The following is a 17,137-nucleotide window of genomic DNA, read 5'->3' as shown; positions in this document are numbered from 1 at the left end:
CACCCGATGAACATGCAAATCAAACCTGCGTCCCGCGTGCGCGCCATCAATTGGAACCGCATCGAGGACGATAAGGATCTCGAAGTCTGGAACCGGCTCACCGGCAATTTCTGGCTGCCGGAGAAGGTGCCGCTTTCGAACGACATTCCTTCCTGGGCGACGCTGACGCCGGTCGAGCAGCAGCTGACCATCCGCGTCTTTACCGGTTTGACGCTGCTCGACACGATCCAGAACGGCGTCGGTTCCATCCGGCTGATGGCGGATGCGGTGACGCAGCATGAGGAGGCGGTACTTTCCAACATCTCCTTCATGGAGGCGGTGCATGCGCGCTCCTATTCCTCGATCTTCTCGACGCTGTGCTCGACGCCTGACGTCGACGATGCCTACCGGTGGTCGGAGGAGAATGAATTCCTGCAGCGGAAATCGGCGCTGATCATGGAGCAGTACGGCTCCGGCGATCCGCTGAAGAAGAAGGTCGCGAGCGTCTTCCTTGAAAGCTTCCTGTTCTATTCCGGATTCTACCTGCCGATGTACTGGTCGAGCCGCGCCAAGCTCACGAACACGGCCGACATGATCCGACTGATCATCCGCGACGAGGCGGTGCACGGCTATTATATCGGCTACAAGTTCCAGCGCGGGCTGGAGCGGCTCGGTGAGGAGAGAAGGCAGGAGATCAAGGATTTCGCCTTCGAGCTGCTGCTCGAGCTCTATGACAACGAGGCTAGATATACCGAAGCGCTCTATGACGGCGTCGGGCTGACCGAGGACGTCAAGAAATTCCTGCACTACAATGCCAACAAGGCGCTGATGAATCTGGGCTATGAGGCGCTGTTCCCGGCTGAGGCGTGCAAGGTCAATCCGGCAATCCTGTCGGCGCTTTCGCCGAATGCCGACGAGAACCACGACTTCTTCTCCGGCTCCGGTTCCTCCTATGTGATCGGCAAGGCTGTCGCGACCGAGGACGAGGACTGGGATTTCTGAGGCTTGATCGCAGTCTCCCTCTTATCATTTGCTCTCTCATCGCCCACATTCAGCGGAAACTAAATTTGGTCCTCGCCTGTGACGTGGCGTAGCGGGAGTTTTTGATGTCGTCTTTTTTGAACAAGGCCGGGACTGCCGTCGAGGCGGGCGAAGGCGTCTGGCCGGTCCGCAGAAGACGGATTCTCGACTGGCTGGTGAACGAGACGCGCGGCGAGCGGTTCATCGACAATATCCTGGTGGAGATGTGCGAGAAGCTTTTGGCATCAGGAGTGCCGGTGGCGCGGGCGACACTGCATTTCAGGATGAACCATCCGCAATGGATTGGCGCCCGCATCCTCTGGAAGGAAGGCCTGGCCGAGGCGAAGATCAACACATTTGCCTATGGTATCGAAAATACGCCGGAGTTCCTGAAGAGTCCCGTCAACGCGATCCATCAGGGGGCGGAGGAGGTGCGCAAACAGCTGGAAGATACAGCCGACGACGAGGATTCATTCTATCAGGAACTGCGCGACGACGGTCTCACGGAGTATATCGCCTGGCCAGTCGAGCACACTTTCGGCAAACGGCACGTCGCGACATTTTCCACCAGCCGGCCGGGCGGTTTTACGAACGAGCATGTCGATTTCCTGCGCGATCTGCTGCCGGCACTGACCCTCGTCAGCGAAATCCGGCTGAAGAACATCATGGCGCGCACGCTGCTGCAGACCTATGTCGGACCGCATGCGAGCGAACAGATCCTGTCGGGCGTCACGACGCGCGGCAGCGGCGCGACCGTCGGTGCGGCAATCATGATCTGCGACCTGCGCGACTTTACTGAGATTTCCGATCTCTGGCCGCGTGACGATGTCATCCATCTGCTCAACGATTACTTCGACGCCATGTCCGACCCGATCGAACGGTATGGCGGAGAAATCCTGAAGTTCATGGGCGACGGATTGCTGGCGATCTTCCCGCTGAGCAAGGACACGGCCTGTCACGATCTGCTGCAGGCGATCCGCGAAGGGCAGGCGTTGATGGCGCAATTGAACCAGCAGTATGCGGGCAACGGACGCGAACCGCTGCGCTACGGCGTCGGCGTGCATGTCGGCGACGTCATGTACGGCAATATCGGCTCGCGCCGGCGGCTCGATTTCACCGTCATCGGCCCGGCGGTCAATGTCGCCTCACGGCTGGAAACCCTGACCAAGGAGGTCAAGCGTCCGGTACTCTTGTCGCGGGCCTTTGTCGAAATGGCGGACTGCGCGAAAGACATGGACAGCCTGGGCACCTTCCCGCTGCGCGGGCTCGGCGAGCCGGTCGATGTCTTCGCCTTTCCGGAGCGCTAGAAACTTATACCCCTCGCTTGTTTCCCCAAAGCAGCACATGCAGTTGAGGTAGCACGCGGGCTGTAAACCATTGGTCGGCTGTTACTTTTGCGACAAGCCAGTGCATCCGATCCATCACGCCGTCGATATCAATGCGCGCGTTATCGTCATCGGGCGGTGGCGGCGTATGATTGCCGGGCTGAAGGAACAAGGGAGTTTGGGGATAGCGCTCACCCGCCCGTTGGGCGAATTCGTAGTCGGCATCGTCGAAGACGACAATCTTCAATGCGACCTCCGGTCCGCCGGCGGCCAGGTGAAGGCAGTGATCCACCTGGTCCCAGTCCGTCAGCATTCCGCTTGATGGCGGTTTGGGGCTGATGACCAGGATATCGAGATCGCGAAACCAAGCCTGGGCCACACTTCCCTGTGTTTCCAGTGCAAAGCGGTATCCTTGGGAATGGCCGAGTTCGATCAATGGCCTTAAGGGCTGTATCGCCGGATTGCCTCCGGAGAGAGAAACCGTCAGTGGCTTGCCTCCCGAGAGTTCCGTGACCTTATGCCAGACCGCCTCAGTGGACATGGGAATCCATTGATCCCGGAACGCGCTGTCGACCGCGTGAAGACTGTCGCACCAGGAACACCTGAAGTCACAGCCGCCTGTCCTCACGAACACCGTCGGCAGCCCGATCAAGGCACCTTCACCCTGTATGGTCGGGCCAAAGATTTCGCTGACGCGAATGCTCCCCACGCTCACGGCCTGTACTCCGCCCAGGTTTTGGGGGTCTCGCTGACGCGAACGGATGAGGTCTCTGGAAAGCGCTGCTTGCACCAGTCGTAAAAGTGCCTTGCCAGAAATTCCGAGGTGACTTTCGAATGGCCGAAGACGTCGTTCAGGTGACGATGATCGAATGTTTCGTCGATATAGCGCTTGAGTGGCGAGAGGTCGTGATAATCACGAACGAAGCCATCATCATTCAGGCTTTCCGCAGCCAGTTCGACGATGACGATGTAGTTGTGACCGTGAAGCCGAGCGCATTGATGGTCGGCAGGCAGGTGATCCAATTGATGGGAGGCGGAGAGATGAAACTCCTTGGTGATGCGGTACATCAACGCACCTCCGTGGCCGAGTATCGCGACACGGCCGCTTTCCAGAAATCGCGGTCTTCGTACTCCGTGGGATCGGGAACACCGGCAAGATGGAAAGCTTCACGGCGTTCCACGCAGGTTCCGCAGCGTCCACAGTGAAGCTCGCCGCCTTTGTAGCAGGACCAGGTCTCCGAAAACGGCGTGCCGTGTTTCGCGCCGTCAACAACGATCGCCGCTTTGGAAACATCGACATAGGGGGCAAGCAGTTTCACGCTGGCATAACCTTCCAGCGCTTCATTCTGCATGCGCTGGAAAGCATCGATGAAGCCCGGCCGGCAGTCCGGGTAGATGAAGTGGTCGCCGCCATGCACGGCGACGGCAACGGCATCTGCCTTTTGCGCCGCAGCCAGACCGAACGCAATTGCCAGCATGATGGCATTGCGGTTCGGCACGACGGTGGCTTTCATGGTCTCCTCGGCGTAGTGGCCATCCGGAACCTCGACATTGTCCGTCAGGGCCGATCCGCTGAGATGACCGCCGATGCTGGCGATGTCGATAATATGATGGGGAACGGAGAGCCGTGAGGCACAGCTGGCGGCGAAGTCGAGTTCCTTGCGATGCCGTTGGCCGTAGTCGAATGAGACCAGGCCGATAAGTTGCTTTTCCGTCGCGACCTTGTGGGCAAGCGAAACGGAGTCCAGTCCGCCTGAGCAGACGACGATGGTTTTCATATTTTGGATCCCTTGTTTTGACCGGGTGGGCTGCGACCGGATTACGCGGTGCTTCTAGGACAAATCACGCGTCATGGAAACAGTTTTGAAGCGTGAGCGTCATTTCGGAATGAGATGTCGTTGATTTCACTGGGGTTTTCGTGGCTTTTGGGTCTGATGCCAACGCTCCCCACAGCCGGGTAGCCTAACCGACCGGAAAGTTGATCTGCGGCGGCAGAAGAAGCTGCAGATCCTGGGCGTCCGGATTGTTGATGCGCTGCAGCAGCATGCGTCCCAGATCCTCGCCGGCCGCCGTCAGGTCCTCGTGGATCGTGTCGACCTTCGGCTGCAACTGGCTGAGAAGGCGGGACGTCTCCTTGGCGACGATATCGTAATCGACGGCGAGTATGCGGCCGGCATCGCTCATGCCGCTGATGACGGCAAGCGCCGAAACTTCGCCGGGGCAAATGAAGCCATCCGGAGCATCCGGGGCAGCAGCGCGACTGCTGATGAAGTCGCGCAGCACGCCTGCCGGCGTATCGAGATCGACTGCCTCGGGGATCTCATAGGCGATGCCCGCCTCCCGCACCGCCGTCATGAAGCCATGCAGGATATGCTGGCAGAAGGTCAGCCGTTTCGGCGGCAGGATCACCGCCACCTTTTTGCGGCCCTTGGTGATCAGCCGGCGCGTCGCCTCATAGGCAAAGGTGAAATTGTCGTAGTCGACATAGGGGTGAGGCGTCGAATATTCGGTGCGGCCATGACAGATGAAGGGAAAGCCGGTCTCGAGCAGCAGGCGGACGCGGGCATCGAGCGGTTCGGTGCGCGTGAAGATCAGCCCGTCGGCGAGGTGATTGCGGATGATATATTCGGCGGCCTCGATATCGGTCGTCGACAGGAAGTTCGGGGCGACGACAAGATGGTAGGAGGTCTCTTTCAGCGCCTTGGCGATGCCGTACATGATCGAGGTGCTGAAGCCGACCACTTCCTCGTGCGAATCGAGCAGGATAGCGATGACATTGGTGCGGCCGGTCTTCAGGCGCTGCGCGGCCCGGTCAGGGAGATAGCCGATCTCGCGGGCGATGCGGTGCACGCGTTGACGGGTCTCGAGCGAAATCTGCGGCGCATCGGAAAGCGCCCGTGACACCGTCGTCACGGCAAGGCCGGCGATCGTGGCGATCGTTCGCAAGGTCGGCTTGCCGCGCTTATGCGTGATATCGAGATTTTCGCCGCGCTGCGGTCGGGACGGTTCGGTCACCCTTGGCTTTCCATGCTGGAATTGCCGATACCATAACACGATGAATCCGGCGTGCAATCGACGAATGAAAACGTTTTAAATTTTAACGTTCTGTTAGTCACGGATTAAATATGAATTATATTCAGTAACTTACGGAAATAACCATATTTTTCTCGAGAGTCGAGAAAGGGCTTGACGACAGGAGGCTTATAACGTTTTAAATTGTCAACCGCGCGGAGGAGTGCGGCCGTATGCTGACTGCTGCAATGGCGGGAAGCATCGGGCGGCAGGGAGGGTCCCGCCGCCGATTTGCAAATGGGAGGAAATTCATGCGCAAGTTTTTGAGCTCGGCAGCTATTGCTGTCGTGATGATGGCTGGCCTCAGTGCTGCCCATGCCGCCGACGTGAAGGAAGTGCAGATGCTGCATTGGTGGACGTCTGGCGGCGAGGCGGCGGCACTGAACGTATTGAAGCAGGATCTTTCGAAGGAAGGTTTTGCCTGGAAGGACGTGCCGGTTGCCGGCGGTGGCGGCGATGCGGCGATGACGGCGCTGAAGGCGATGGTCGCGGCAGGCACCTATCCGACGGCCTCGCAGATGCTCGGTTATACCGTGCTCGATTATGCCCAGGCCGGCGTCATGGGCGATCTGACGGAGACGGCGAAGAAGGAAGGCTGGGACAAGTCGGTTCCGGCAGCACTGCAGAAGTTCTCGGTCTATGACGGCAAGTGGGTCGCAGCCCCCGTCAACGTGCACTCGGTCAACTGGCTGTGGATCAACAAGGCTGTGATGGACAAGATCGGCGGCACCCAGCCGAAGACCTTCGACGAGCTGATCGCGCTGCTCGACAAGGCCAAGGCCGCCGGCGTCATCCCGCTCGCTCTTGGTGGCCAGAACTGGCAGGAAGCGACGATGTTCGATTCCATCGTGCTGTCGACCGGTGGGCCGGAATTCTACAAGAAGGCCTTCAACGACCTCGACGAGGAATCGCTGAAGTCCGACACGATGAAGAAGTCCTTCGACAATCTGGCGACGATCATCAAATATGTCGACCCGAACTTCTCGGGCCGCGACTGGAACCTGGCGACCGCCATGGTCATCAAGGGTGATGCGCTGGTGCAGGTGATGGGCGACTGGGCCAAGGGCGAATTCGTCGCCGCCAAGAAGACGCCGGATACCGACTTCCTCTGCTACCGCTTCCCCGGCACCGACGGCAGCGTGGTCTACAACTCCGACATGTTCGGCATGTTCAACGTACCGGATGACCGCAAGGCGGCCCAGGTGGCGCTGGCAACGGCAACGCTGTCGAAGAGCTTCCAGTCGGCCTTCAACGTCGTCAAGGGTTCGGTGCCGGCTCGTACCGACGTTCCCGATACCGACTTCGACGCTTGCGGCAAGAAGGGCATCGCCGACCTGAAGGCAGCCAACGAAGGCGGCACGCTGTTCGGCTCGCTGGCGCAAGGGTACGGCGCTCCTCCGGCGATCGCCAATGCCTATAAGGATGTCGTCTCGAAGTTCGTCCACGGCCAGATCAAGACCTCCGACGAAGCCGTCAAGCAGCTCGTCCAGGCGATCGACGACGCCCGCTGAGACCACTGTCGACTAAAAATGCTTCCCCGCCTGCTCGCGGGGAAGCTTCAGGCTCCGCGCCGATCATGCAGGGATGATCATGCGGGGCCGATTTTGGGGAGGAGATGACATTCCATGAGCACCGTTGCGACCACCGATCCGGTTCTGACACCGAGGCAATCGACGGGGATCTCGTTGAGGGGCCGGCTGCAGGATGCGCTGCCGAAGATCGTCTTGGCGCCGAGCTTCGTCATCACCATCATCTTCGTCTACGGCTTCATCGTCTGGACGGCCTATCTGTCGTTCACCAATTCCAAGACCTTTCCCTCCTATGCGCTGACCGGGGCGCGCGCCTATCAGCGGCTGTGGCGCTGGACCTTCGAGAGCGATCCGCCATCTTCCTGGTACACCTCGATCACCAACATGGCGATCTTCGGCTTCCTCTATATCGGCATCTGCTTAGCACTCGGTCTGTTCCTCGCCATCCTGCTCGACCAGAAGATCCGCGGCGAGGGGCTGCTCCGGCCGATCTTCCTCTATCCGATGGCGCTGTCCTTCATCGTCACCGGTGTCGCCTGGAAATGGTTCCTCGATCCCGGCCTCGGGCTGGAACAGACGCTGCACCATTTTGGCTGGACGAGCTTCCACTTCGACTGGATCAAGAACAAGGACTTCGTCATCTACACCGTCGTCATCGCCGGCGTCTGGCAGGCGTCGGGCTTCGTCATGGCGATGTTCCTGGCCGGCTTGCGCGGCATCGACGGCGAGATCATGAAGGCAGCGCAGATCGATGGCGCTTCCGCCTTCCAGCTCTATCGGCGCATCGTCATTCCGCTGCTGCGGCCGATCTTCCTGTCCGCCTTTATCGTGCTCGCCCATATGGCGATCAAGTCCTACGACCTGGTGGTGGCGCTGACCTCGGGCGGCCCCGGCGGCTCGGCCTGGCTGCCGTCGAACTTCATGTACGAATACACCTTCAAGCGCAACGAGATGGCCGTCGGTTCGGCCAGCGCCATCATCATGCTGATGACGATCTCGGCAATCATCGTTCCCTATCTCTATTCCGAACTGAAGGAGAAGGCGCGATGAGCAGCGTGACCTCTCCAATAGCAACCTCGACCGCAACGCTGCGGCAGGGCAGCGATCACAGGAACGACAGCAAGAACAGCAACAACACCCGCTGGATCGGCCGCACCGTCATCTATGGCCTGCTGCTGGTCTTTGCCGTCCTCTATCTGATGCCGCTCTTCGTCATGCTGACCACCTCGTTCAAGACCATGGACGAGATCCAGAACGGCAACATGCTGGCGCTGCCGCAATCGCCGACCTTCGATCCCTGGATCAAGGCCTGGGGCGAGACCTGCGTGGGGCTGACCTGCGCCGGCATCAAGGGTTACTTCTGGAACTCGATCAAGATGGTCGTGCCGGCTGTCGCGATCTCCACCATCATGGGGGCGCTGAACGGCTATGTCCTGACCAAATGGCGCTTCCCCGGCCACACGCTGGTGTTCGGGCTGATGCTGTTTGCCTGCTTCATCCCGTTCCAGTCGGTGCTGTTGCCGATGGCAACGATCCTCGGCTCGCTCGGCCGCTTCGGCATGACGCTGCAGAACGCCACGGGCTGGAACTTCGGCTTCGGCAATCCGACCGTCAATCTGGTCTTCGTGCACGTCGTCTATGGCCTCGGCTTCACGACGCTGTTCTTCCGCAATTTCTACGAGGCCTTTCCGACCGAACTGGTCAGGGCCGCCCAGGTCGATGGCGCCAGCTTCTTCCAGATCTTCCGCCGCATCATGCTGCCGAACTCGCTGCCGATCATCGTCGTCACGGTGATCTACCAGTTCACCAATATCTGGAACGACTTCCTGTTTGCGTCTGCCTATGCCGGCACCGGTGAATCCATGCCGATGACGGTGGCGCTGAACAACGTCGTCAACACCTCGACCGGGGTGGTCGAATACAATGTCAACATGGCGGCTGCGATGATCGCAGCCGTGCCGACGCTCATCGTCTATATCCTCGCCGGCCGCTACTTCGTGCGCGGTCTGATGGCGGGCGCTGTCAAAGGGTAATCCATGGCCTTCCTCGAAATCTCCGGTCTCAGAAAGCGCTTCGGCGCCGTCGACATTCTCAAGGGGATCGACCTCGAACTCGAAAAGGGCGGCTTTCTCGTGCTGGTCGGCCCGTCCGGCTGCGGCAAGTCGACGCTGCTCAACACCATTGCCGGGCTGGAGACGATCACCTCCGGCGATATCAAGATCGACGGGCGCGACATCAGCGGTCTGCATCCCTCCAAGCGCGACATCGCCATGGTGTTCCAGTCCTATGCGCTCTATCCGAACATGACGGTGGCCGGCAATATCGCCTTCGGCATGGAGATCCGCGGCGTGCCGAAGGAGGAGCGTGTCAAGGCGATCGGGCAAGTCTCCGACATGCTGCAGATCGGTCATCTGCTCGACCGCAAGCCGAGCCAGCTCTCCGGCGGCCAGCGCCAGCGTGTCGCCATGGGTCGGGCGCTGGTGCGCAATCCGCAGGTCTTCCTGTTCGACGAGCCGCTCTCCAATCTCGATGCCAAGCTGCGCGTCGACATGCGCACCGAGATCAAGCGGCTGCATCAGCGCATGGGCACCACCTTCGTCTATGTCACCCATGACCAGATCGAGGCGATGACCCTGGCGACCAAGATCGCCGTGCTGAAGGATGGCGTGCTGCAGCAGTTCGGCACGCCGGCCGAGATCTATAACAGCCCCTCCAACATCTTCGTCGCCGACTTCATGGGATCGCCGGCAATGAACCTGCTCACCGCCACCGTCGAGAACGGCGCCGGCGGGCTCGAAGTCTCGCTGGAGCGGCCGAATGCCGCCCCGCTGAGGCTCCCGGTCATCGCAGGCAACAATGGCCTGACCGCCTATACCGGCAAACAGGTGATCTTCGGCATCCGGCCGGAGGCCTTGACCGATCCCGATGGCGCCGACCGCAAGGCGCGCTCGCTGACCGAGGGTGACTGCCTGATCGAGGTGGTCGAACCGGCCGGCTCCGATACCTTCGCCGTCACCAAGCTCGGCGGCAAATCCGTCGTCGCCCGCCTGCGCGCCGATACCGGCATCGCTCCAGGACAAAACACCCGCCTTGCATTCAATCTCGACAAGGCCGTCTTCTTCGATCCCGAGAGCCAGCTCAGGATTTCGTAACAGTCATTAGAGCGCCGCGCATCTATAAGACGCGCTAAGGACGTTCTAACACTTTGAGTTTGCACATAATCCTTTCCGAAAATCGATTTCGATTTTCGGGGTTATGCGCTAGGCAGCCGTCACGCTGAGCGACACCGGCGCGAAACGCGTCGAAACCGCTTCGACGGTGATCTCGCCCGTGAACCCCGTCGCCTCCAGCCAGAAGCCGGCGGTGCCGCCCTGGAGCGGCACGTTGGTCGGACCGACGATCCTTGCCGGGCCGTGCACCTTCAGCGAAATGCTGTCGTTCATGAAGGGCAGGCGCTGGCCGCGCTGGTCGAGGGCGCGGATGATGACGCGTGTGCTGTCGCGTTCACGGGCTTTCAGCGTGCTGCTATCGGCAACGACCTCCAGGGTCGTCGGCAATGGATCGGCCGCCAGCGTCAGGCTGGCCACCGGCTCGCCGCCGATATAGCCGGTGAAGGTGCCGTCGATCCATTCGAGACCCCAGGTGCCGAGCTCGTCGGCAGTGAAATGACGATGGTCGAGCACGACGGGCGGATGCGGCAGATGCGGATAATTCTCGCGATCCGGACCGATGCGCTTGCTGAGCGCGCCATATCGCAGCTCCACCTCGTCGCAGTTGGTCAGGATGATCAGCGGCAGCACGCCGCCGATATTGCGTTCGCCGCGCGCCCAGAAGGTCGCCGGCTTCATGACGATCTCCTCGGAAGGGTCGCACTGGCTGATATAGGCATAGGCCGCGAATTTCGGCTCGCGGAACATGTCCATGACGCCGTGATAGCAGATGCGGTCGCCGGAGCCGAAATCCTTGTGGGTGTTGTAATCGAACATGCACCAGCCGATAGCGCCGGAGATATCAGGATCGCCATAGGCGGCATTCAGCACCTCCAGGTGACGGCGCACATGCTCGGCCTGACGCTGCTCCTGGTCATAAATCTTCGTCGGGTGCATGTGGCCGTTGAACTCGGTGATGAGGTACGGCACCTTGTGGGACAGTCCGGTATTTTCCTGCTGGCCGCGTAGCGCGGTGCGCGGGCGGTTGGCGCCCGGCAGTTCCTCGTTGCCGAGGATGAAGTCGTTCATCGTATAGACGTCTTCGAGCAGTTCGCTCTCGGTGAGATAACGCACGCCGCCGGTCTGGCGGGTGCTGTCGAGTTCGCGGGCAAGACGGTTGGTCTCGGCGTAGAAATCGTGACTATCCTGCGATTCGTTGATGCGCACGCCCCAGATGATGATCGAGGGGTGGTTCCAGTCGCGCTCGATCATGCGGCGGACGTTTTCAATCGATTCCTGCTGCCAGTCGGCATCGCCGATATGCTGCCAGCCCGGGATCTCTTCGAAGACCAGCAGACCGATCGTGTCGCATCGGTCGAGGAACCATTTCGACTGCGGATAATGCGAGGTGCGGACGATATTGCACTTCAGCACCGTCTTCATGATGTCGGCGTCGCGCTCCTGGGCGGAGCGGCCGGCGGCATAACCGACATAGGGGAAGGCCTGGTGGCGGTTGAGGCCGCGCAGCTTCAATGGCTTGCCGTTGAGGAGGAAACCTTCCGGCGTGAATTCGGCGGTGCGGAAGCCGAACCGTGTGGAGAGACGGTCGGAGCCGTGTTCGGTCCTGAGCTCGACGGTGACGTCATAGAGCGTGGGATCGGTGATGTCCCAGAGGGCGATGCCGGTGAGGCCGCCGAAGGAAAGCCTGGTGCTGTCGCCGATCGTTTCGGTTGCGGCGGTGGCGACCACCGTGCCGTCGGCCTGTTTCAGCGTGGCGGTGACCGTCGCCGAGAAGCTGCGGCCCTCGGGATTGGCGATATCGACGCGTATGGTCGCCGATTTCTCCGGGTCGAGAACATCTGTGGTTTCGATCTTGAGATTGCGGATCGAGACCGGGTCGGTGACCTTCAGCCAGACATCGCGGTAGATGCCGGCATAGGTCAGATAATCGATGCGGCCGCCGAAAGGCGGAATGTCAGGATTTTCGCTGCCGTCGATTTTGACGGTGACGAGGTTCTCGCCCTTGGCGAGCTTGCCGGTGAGGCGGGCCTCGAAGGGGGTGTAGCCGTCCTTATGGGCAATGATTTCCTCGCCGTTCAGATAGACGACGCTGTCGGCCATGGCGGCGTCGAAGACGAGCGAGACTTCGCGGCCCTCGAATTCCGGCAGCCAGCGCAGCACCTTCTGATAGGTGAAGGCACGCTGATAGCTGGTCTCGTCGAAATAGCTGAAGGGCAGTTCGACGGCGGTATGCGGCAGGCTGACTGATTTGGCGGCATCGAAAGTTTCGAGCAGGCGCTGGCCGAAGCCCTCGTGGAAACTCCAGCCTTCATTGAAGGAAACGACGGAACGCATTTCAGGCTCTCCAGATTGCGGCATCAGGGACATTGCGGCGCCTCTCGGCGCGTGAAAATCGGGTCATCGGTATTCCTCCTCGATGCAATGGATGAGCGAGCCGCTTAAGCACGTCACAGCGAACTTGATTCATGCGACGGGCTTTAGCTTTTTTCATGCATGTCGTCATCCCGGAACCGCTGTACACTTCCAGGCGACATGCATCAGGCGGTTGAGCCCCAGCGGGCGGTGCAGGTGAGCGTGATGCTGTGCGGGCCTTCGATCTGGGCGTCATGGCGTTCGATCAATTCGACGACGGCATCGATGAAGGCGACGTGGTCTAGGCTCAGTGTGGTGAGGTCGTTGCAATCCCAGGCGGCCATGGCGATGCCATCCTGGCCGACGACGGCGATATCATCAGGGGTGTTCTTGCCGAGCACCCGGCGGGCTGCATCGCGCGCACCGATCGCCATGACATCGTTGCCACAGATGATGGCGTCGACCTTGTCACGGTGCAGCAGGAGAACGGCTTCCTTGAAGCCGGAATCATAGGAATAATCGCCGAAGGCCTGCGCCTCGAAGGAGAGGCCGCGCTTGGCCAGCGCATCGGCGAACCATTTGCGCCTGAGCTTGTCGATCCAGCTTGAATTGGTGCCGGAGAGGTAGGCGAAGCGCTTCTTGCCGTCGCGGACGATCTTGTCGATGATCTCGTCGGCGGCCTCAGAGCCGTCGATGCGGATGCTGGAGACGTTTTCGTTGTCGAGCGGCTCGAAGGAGACGATGATCGGCTTGGTCGTGTGGAAGATGTCGACAGCATCCTGCATCGACACCATGTCGGAGAAGACGACGACGTGATCGACCTGATAGGTGGAGGCAAGGCGCATCAGCTGCAACCGGTCGGAATGATCGGCACAGCAGAGGATAATCGGCAGCAATTGTCTGGCCTGCAGGCGGTGGACGAGAAGCTGCTGCTCCTCGGCCTCGCAAGGGTTGCCGATCGCATTGACGACCAGGGCGACGAGGCGCGAGCGCTGGTTGTTCAGCGAGCGGGCGATAGCGTTCGGCTGGTAGCCATGTTCACGGGCGACGGCGAGGATGCGGTCGCGCGTCGCGCTGCCGATGCGTGAATCCGGCGAGAAGGCGCGGGAAATGGTGGCGGAGGAGACGCCGGCGAGTTTCGCCAGTTCCTTCGATGTGATCCGCCGTCTGCTCATACCGCTCATCTTCAGCGCCTATTGGGCGACGATCCTGACGGAAGCGCCGTCGGCCGCTGCCGATTCCTTGATTGCATCCCATAGCCTAGCGAATCTGAGGCCCATTTCAACGGAGCCGGAGTTTTCCATCTTTCCCTCGCGAATGGCGAGGAAATTCTTCATCGGGTTGCCGAGAATCTCGGTCTCCTCGCGCGGCTCGGCGGTGCGGCCGACACTGATCTCGCGCCAGCCGCCCCAGGCGTCGATGCGCACGATCGCCCTTGAATAGAAGAAGGTGATGTAGGAGGCGCAGCCCGGAGGGCCTTCGCCGGCGGCCGTCAATGTCGCCAGCGCGCCGTTCTTCAGCCGGGCGGAGACGGCGGTGGCGATATCGACCCGTCTCCCGTGGTTGTTCATGTAGGCCGACACACTGTCGAAATCCGAATTGGCGAGCAGGCAGACGGTGTTCATCATATGGGCGCCGGTATCGAACATGAAGCCACCGCCGGAGATATCAGGCTGCTGCTTCCAGTGGCCGTCATAATTGGACGACCAGCTTTCCCAGATCATGCCCGATATGGCGATCAGCTCGCCGAATTCGCCGGCGAGAGCCCGCCGGCGCGTGTCGAGCACCAGCGGCGACAGGCCGCCCTGGAAGGCGGTGACGATGGTGACGCCGCTCTCTTTCTGCGCGGCGATCAGCCTCTCGGCCTCGGCGACCGTCGTCACCATCGGCTTCTCCAGGAAGAGGTCGAGGCCGGCTTCGGCGACGGCGGTTGCCTGCTCGGCATGGAAGGCATGCGGGGTAGAGACGTAGACGATGTCGAGTTCGCCCCGGCATTCCGCGAGCATCTGGCGATAGTCCTCGAAGCTCTTCGGTTCTGGTGCGCCGGCGGCGAGGCAGACGTCGATCAGGCGCTGGCGCGAAGGCGCCGTGGTGTCGGCGAGTGCAGCAAATTCGATCTCCGGCATCTTGACCCAGCTCTCGGCATATTCCGCCGCCTTCAAGCCAGCGCCAATGACACCGAGGCGCAATTTCCTAGTCATGAAAACTCCTCCCTGAATGCATTGTGCACACGATTACACAAACGATATAGCGATGGCAATATCTATATAGATAAGCAATATCAGTATATTAAAACTCGCATTCGAATCTTTTCAAAAACCATCTTGTCAGCGTTTGGAATGCGTGTACATTTTCGCAGCCGGTGCTGGAGGGCGCCGTGTCTCTAAAAAAGGGAGGACTTCAATTGAAGAAGATGGTTCTTGGCGGCCTATGCGCCGTTCTGCTGAGCGCGGTTTCGACGCTGGCGCAGGCTGAAACAATCCGCATTGCAAATCACGGTCAGGCCGGCATCGACGCGATGAAGTCGACGGTCGAGCGGATCGAAAAGAAATATGGCGTCACCGTCGAGGTCATCGAATATCCGGCGCCCGACAAGGATTACCTGACCAAACTTCTGACGGAGCTCGGCGCCGGCAACGCGCCCGACCTCTTTTCCATCCCGACCACGGCTGCCGTCGCCGACATGGTGGAAGCCGGCTACCTCGCGCCTGTTACCAAGGAGTTCAAGGCTTGGGATGGCTACGCCAACCTCTATGACGTTGCCAAGGAGCTTGCCGTCAGCCCGGATGGTGAAACCTATGTGATGCCGTTCATGCTCGGCATCCAGGAAATCTATTATCGCAAGGACGTTCTCGAAAAGGCCGGCATCTCGACCGAACAGCCGAAGACCTGGCGGGAGCTTCTCGACCGCGCGGCCGAAATCAAGCAGAAGACCGGCGCCTACGGCCTGCTCTTCCCGGCCGGCGTCTCGTGGGGAAGCGGCGCCTTCGACGAAGGCTTCCAGCATCTGCTCGTCGGTTCCAAGACGCCGCAGCTCGTCGATGCCGACGGCAAGCTCGATCTGAATGGCGAAGGCATCAAGGATGTCTTCAACGTTTACAAGGAACTGATCGACAAGGATCTGATGCCGACGCAGCCGCTGCTCGGGCCTGAGCCCTGGGTCGTGCCGAAGTACCAGATGTTCCCGGCCGGCAAGCTCGTCGCCACCACCTGCGGCTCCTGGTGCTATATTTTCGACTGGGGTCGCGAAAGCAAGAATCCGATCCCTGACGTGACGAAGGTGGTCGGCACCTGGACCGTTCCCGGCCAGAGCAGCGGCCAATATGTGCTTGCCAATCTCGCCGCGCCGTGGGCCGTCAATTCCAAGTCGGCCAATACCGAGCTGGCGATCAAGGCGCTGATGGAGATCGGCTCGATCGAGACGCAGGTTTCCTACGCCGCCCGCATCGGCAACATCCCGGCCAGCAAGGATGCGGCTGACAATGCCGAGTTCCAGAAGCTGACGGAACTGGTTCCGATCCATGCGGCGGCCGGAAACGGCGTGTTCCTGAAACAGGCCTCCGGTTTCGGCACGGTTTCGGAAGGCGTGGCGCGGGCCACCGAAGCGCTACTGCGCAAGGAGACCGATGCCGCCGGCGCCCAGAAGATCCTTGTCGACTACGTCAAGGAAACGCTCGGCGACGACATGGTCAAGTAAGCTCCGGCACCCTCTCTTCCGCCAGGACGGGGACGCGGCGCCATCGCCGCGTCTTCCCGCTTTCATTCGATCGCCGGCTTCATTCGATAAGGTTGTGAGCTTCCATGGCCAGAAACTCTCATGAAAAGCGTGCCGAGCGGCAATGGTTGCTGATCCTGCTGCCCTCGCTGGTGCTGCTTCTGGCCTTCGTCATCTATCCGGCCCTCTATTCGATCTATCTGAGCTTCACCAACGAGGCGCTGACCGGGGCCGCGGCCCTTCGGCCCCGCTTCGTCGGCTTCAGGAACTATACGCGGCTCTTCAACGACGCGAAGTTCTGGAATTCGCTGTTCGTCACCTTCGTCTTCGTCATCGGTTCGGCGGTGATCGGCCAGTTCGTGCTCGGGCTGATCTCGGCGATTGCGCTGCGCCGCCCGATCCGCTTTCGGCGGGTGTTTTCGTCGATCATCCTGTTGCCGAACGCAGCCCCCGAAGTCGTCGCCGGTTTCATGTGGATCTCGATGCTGGCGGGCGGCGACAATGCCACACTCAGCCGCATCATCAGCTTCTTCGGCATCACGCCGGCCGACTGGCTGCAGGTCTTCCCGCTGTCGATGATCATCGTCGTCAATACCTGGCGTGGCATCGCGACGGCGATGATCCTGTTAACGGCCGGCCTCAGTACCATTCCGACGGAGATCTATGAGGCCGCCCGCATGGACGGCGCCACACCCTCGCAGATGTTCCGCCGCATCACCCTGCCGCTGATGATGCCGACGATCCTGCTCTACATGCTGATCTCGGCCGTCTCCACCATTGCCGTCTTCGGCCTCGTCTATGCGCTGACGCGCGGCGGGCCGGGCGGGGCGACCGAGGTGGTCAGCATCTATATCTACAACCAGTCCTTCACGGCGTTCCAGCTGGGCTACGGTGCTGCGGTCGCCGTCGTCGCGCTCGTCATCTCGCTGATCCTTGGCATCGCCTATGTCCGGGCCATGAAGGTGGAGGTCTGAC

The 17,137-nt window shown here is 60.6% G+C and carries 15 protein-coding genes; 8 read left to right on the top strand and 7 right to left on the bottom strand.

From position 1 onward, the window contains the following. Positions 1 to 6: 6 nt before the first annotated feature. Both nrdF and U5G49_RS19395 read left to right on the top strand, forming a co-directional pair. Positions 7 to 981: a class 1b ribonucleoside-diphosphate reductase subunit beta gene (nrdF, locus tag U5G49_RS19400; protein WP_193446727.1), complete on the top strand. Its 975-nt coding sequence runs from the start codon at positions 7 to 9 to the stop codon at positions 979 to 981. Between the two features lie 104 nt (positions 982 to 1,085). After that, positions 1,086 to 2,306: an adenylate/guanylate cyclase domain-containing protein gene (locus U5G49_RS19395; protein ID WP_047623012.1), complete on the top strand. Its 1,221-nt coding sequence runs from the start codon at positions 1,086 to 1,088 to the stop codon at positions 2,304 to 2,306. A gap of 4 nt (positions 2,307 to 2,310) precedes the next feature. Here U5G49_RS19395 and queE read toward each other — a convergent pair whose 3' ends face one another. From queE to U5G49_RS19375, 4 genes are all read right to left on the bottom strand, one after another. Next, entirely contained in the window at positions 2,311 to 3,039 is a 729-nt protein-coding gene (gene queE, locus U5G49_RS19390) for a 7-carboxy-7-deazaguanine synthase QueE (RefSeq protein WP_193446728.1), read from the bottom strand. Further along, entirely contained in the window at positions 3,036 to 3,392 is a 357-nt protein-coding gene (gene queD, locus U5G49_RS19385) for a 6-carboxytetrahydropterin synthase QueD (RefSeq protein ID WP_018446446.1), read from the bottom strand. The genes queE and queD overlap by 4 nt, the downstream gene beginning before the upstream one ends. Further along, on the bottom strand, positions 3,392 to 4,102 hold the full coding sequence (gene queC / locus U5G49_RS19380; protein WP_018243693.1) for a 7-cyano-7-deazaguanine synthase QueC: 711 nt from the start codon (positions 4,100 to 4,102) through the stop codon (positions 3,392 to 3,394). Before queC ends, queD begins: the two co-directional genes overlap by 1 nt. 184 nt (positions 4,103 to 4,286) lie before the next feature. After that, on the bottom strand, positions 4,287 to 5,339 hold the full coding sequence (locus U5G49_RS19375) for a LacI family transcriptional regulator (RefSeq protein ID WP_047623008.1): 1,053 nt from the start codon (positions 5,337 to 5,339) through the stop codon (positions 4,287 to 4,289). Positions 5,340 to 5,647: 308 nt separating this feature from the next. Here U5G49_RS19375 and U5G49_RS19370 point away from each other — a divergent pair, with 308 nt between their 5' ends. From U5G49_RS19370 to U5G49_RS19355, 4 genes are all read left to right on the top strand, one after another. Then, positions 5,648 to 6,907, top strand: coding sequence for an ABC transporter substrate-binding protein (locus tag U5G49_RS19370; RefSeq protein WP_047623007.1), 1,260 nt, complete (start codon positions 5,648 to 5,650; stop codon positions 6,905 to 6,907). Positions 6,908 to 7,021: 114 nt separating this feature from the next. Then, positions 7,022 to 7,975 (top strand): carbohydrate ABC transporter permease, encoded by a 954-nt coding sequence (locus U5G49_RS19365; RefSeq protein ID WP_131630967.1) that lies wholly within the window; start codon positions 7,022 to 7,024, stop codon positions 7,973 to 7,975. After that, complete coding sequence (locus tag U5G49_RS19360; RefSeq protein WP_193446915.1) at positions 7,972 to 8,958, top strand: carbohydrate ABC transporter permease; 987 nt, start codon at positions 7,972 to 7,974, stop codon at positions 8,956 to 8,958. The genes U5G49_RS19365 and U5G49_RS19360 overlap by 4 nt, the downstream gene beginning before the upstream one ends. Before the next feature lie 3 nt (positions 8,959 to 8,961). Further along, the gene (locus tag U5G49_RS19355; protein ID WP_028734729.1) at positions 8,962 to 10,077 is read left to right on the top strand and encodes an ABC transporter ATP-binding protein; all 1,116 of its coding nucleotides are present in this window, start codon (positions 8,962 to 8,964) and stop codon (positions 10,075 to 10,077) included. A 108-nt stretch (positions 10,078 to 10,185) separates the two neighbouring features. Here the strand turns inward: U5G49_RS19355 and U5G49_RS19350 are convergent, their stop codons facing one another. From U5G49_RS19350 to U5G49_RS19340, 3 genes are all read right to left on the bottom strand, one after another. Then, positions 10,186 to 12,429 carry a glycoside hydrolase family 2 protein gene (locus U5G49_RS19350; protein ID WP_193444359.1) on the bottom strand — a complete coding sequence of 748 codons (2,244 nt, stop codon included), beginning with the start codon at positions 12,427 to 12,429 and terminating at the stop codon, positions 10,186 to 10,188. Positions 12,430 to 12,632: 203 nt separating this feature from the next. Next, positions 12,633 to 13,631: a LacI family DNA-binding transcriptional regulator gene (locus tag U5G49_RS19345; RefSeq protein ID WP_193444358.1), complete on the bottom strand. Its 999-nt coding sequence runs from the start codon at positions 13,629 to 13,631 to the stop codon at positions 12,633 to 12,635. Between the two features lie 9 nt (positions 13,632 to 13,640). Continuing rightward, positions 13,641 to 14,648 (bottom strand): Gfo/Idh/MocA family protein, encoded by a 1,008-nt coding sequence (locus U5G49_RS19340; protein ID WP_193444357.1) that lies wholly within the window; start codon positions 14,646 to 14,648, stop codon positions 13,641 to 13,643. Positions 14,649 to 14,851: 203 nt separating this feature from the next. On the opposite strand from U5G49_RS19340, the gene U5G49_RS19335 reads away from it, so the two are divergent. Continuing rightward, the gene (locus U5G49_RS19335; protein ID WP_193444356.1) at positions 14,852 to 16,144 is read left to right on the top strand and encodes an ABC transporter substrate-binding protein; all 1,293 of its coding nucleotides are present in this window, start codon (positions 14,852 to 14,854) and stop codon (positions 16,142 to 16,144) included. Between the two features lie 104 nt (positions 16,145 to 16,248). Continuing rightward, positions 16,249 to 17,136: a carbohydrate ABC transporter permease gene (locus tag U5G49_RS19330; RefSeq protein WP_193444355.1), complete on the top strand. Its 888-nt coding sequence runs from the start codon at positions 16,249 to 16,251 to the stop codon at positions 17,134 to 17,136. Position 17,137 lies beyond the last annotated feature (1 nt).

Origin of the sequence: Rhizobium indigoferae (assembly GCF_034554815.1) — a bacterium.
Lineage (GTDB): Bacteria > Pseudomonadota > Alphaproteobacteria > Rhizobiales > Rhizobiaceae > Rhizobium > Rhizobium leguminosarum.
The sequence above is the reverse complement of the archived record's forward strand: the minus strand, read 5'-3'. Positions and strand labels throughout refer to the sequence as shown.

Coding starts and splice junctions, on each gene's coding strand:
- U5G49_RS19350 (WP_193444359.1), bottom strand. CDS start 12,429: ATGCGTTCCGTCGTTTCCTTCAATGAAGGCTGGAGTTTCCACGAGGGC.
- queC (WP_018243693.1), bottom strand. CDS start 4,102: ATGAAAACCATCGTCGTCTGCTCAGGCGGACTGGACTCCGTTTCGCTT.
- U5G49_RS19345 (WP_193444358.1), bottom strand. CDS start 13,631: ATGAGCGGTATGAGCAGACGGCGGATCACATCGAAGGAACTGGCGAAA.
- U5G49_RS19340 (WP_193444357.1), bottom strand. CDS start 14,648: ATGACTAGGAAATTGCGCCTCGGTGTCATTGGCGCTGGCTTGAAGGCG.
- U5G49_RS19395 (WP_047623012.1), top strand. CDS start 1,086: ATGTCGTCTTTTTTGAACAAGGCCGGGACTGCCGTCGAGGCGGGCGAA.
- nrdF (WP_193446727.1), top strand. CDS start 7: ATGAACATGCAAATCAAACCTGCGTCCCGCGTGCGCGCCATCAATTGG.
- queD (WP_018446446.1), bottom strand. CDS start 3,392: ATGTACCGCATCACCAAGGAGTTTCATCTCTCCGCCTCCCATCAATTG.
- U5G49_RS19330 (WP_193444355.1), top strand. CDS start 16,249: ATGGCCAGAAACTCTCATGAAAAGCGTGCCGAGCGGCAATGGTTGCTG.
- U5G49_RS19360 (WP_193446915.1), top strand. CDS start 7,972: ATGAGCAGCGTGACCTCTCCAATAGCAACCTCGACCGCAACGCTGCGG.
- U5G49_RS19365 (WP_131630967.1), top strand. CDS start 7,022: ATGAGCACCGTTGCGACCACCGATCCGGTTCTGACACCGAGGCAATCG.
- U5G49_RS19355 (WP_028734729.1), top strand. CDS start 8,962: ATGGCCTTCCTCGAAATCTCCGGTCTCAGAAAGCGCTTCGGCGCCGTC.
- U5G49_RS19370 (WP_047623007.1), top strand. CDS start 5,648: ATGCGCAAGTTTTTGAGCTCGGCAGCTATTGCTGTCGTGATGATGGCT.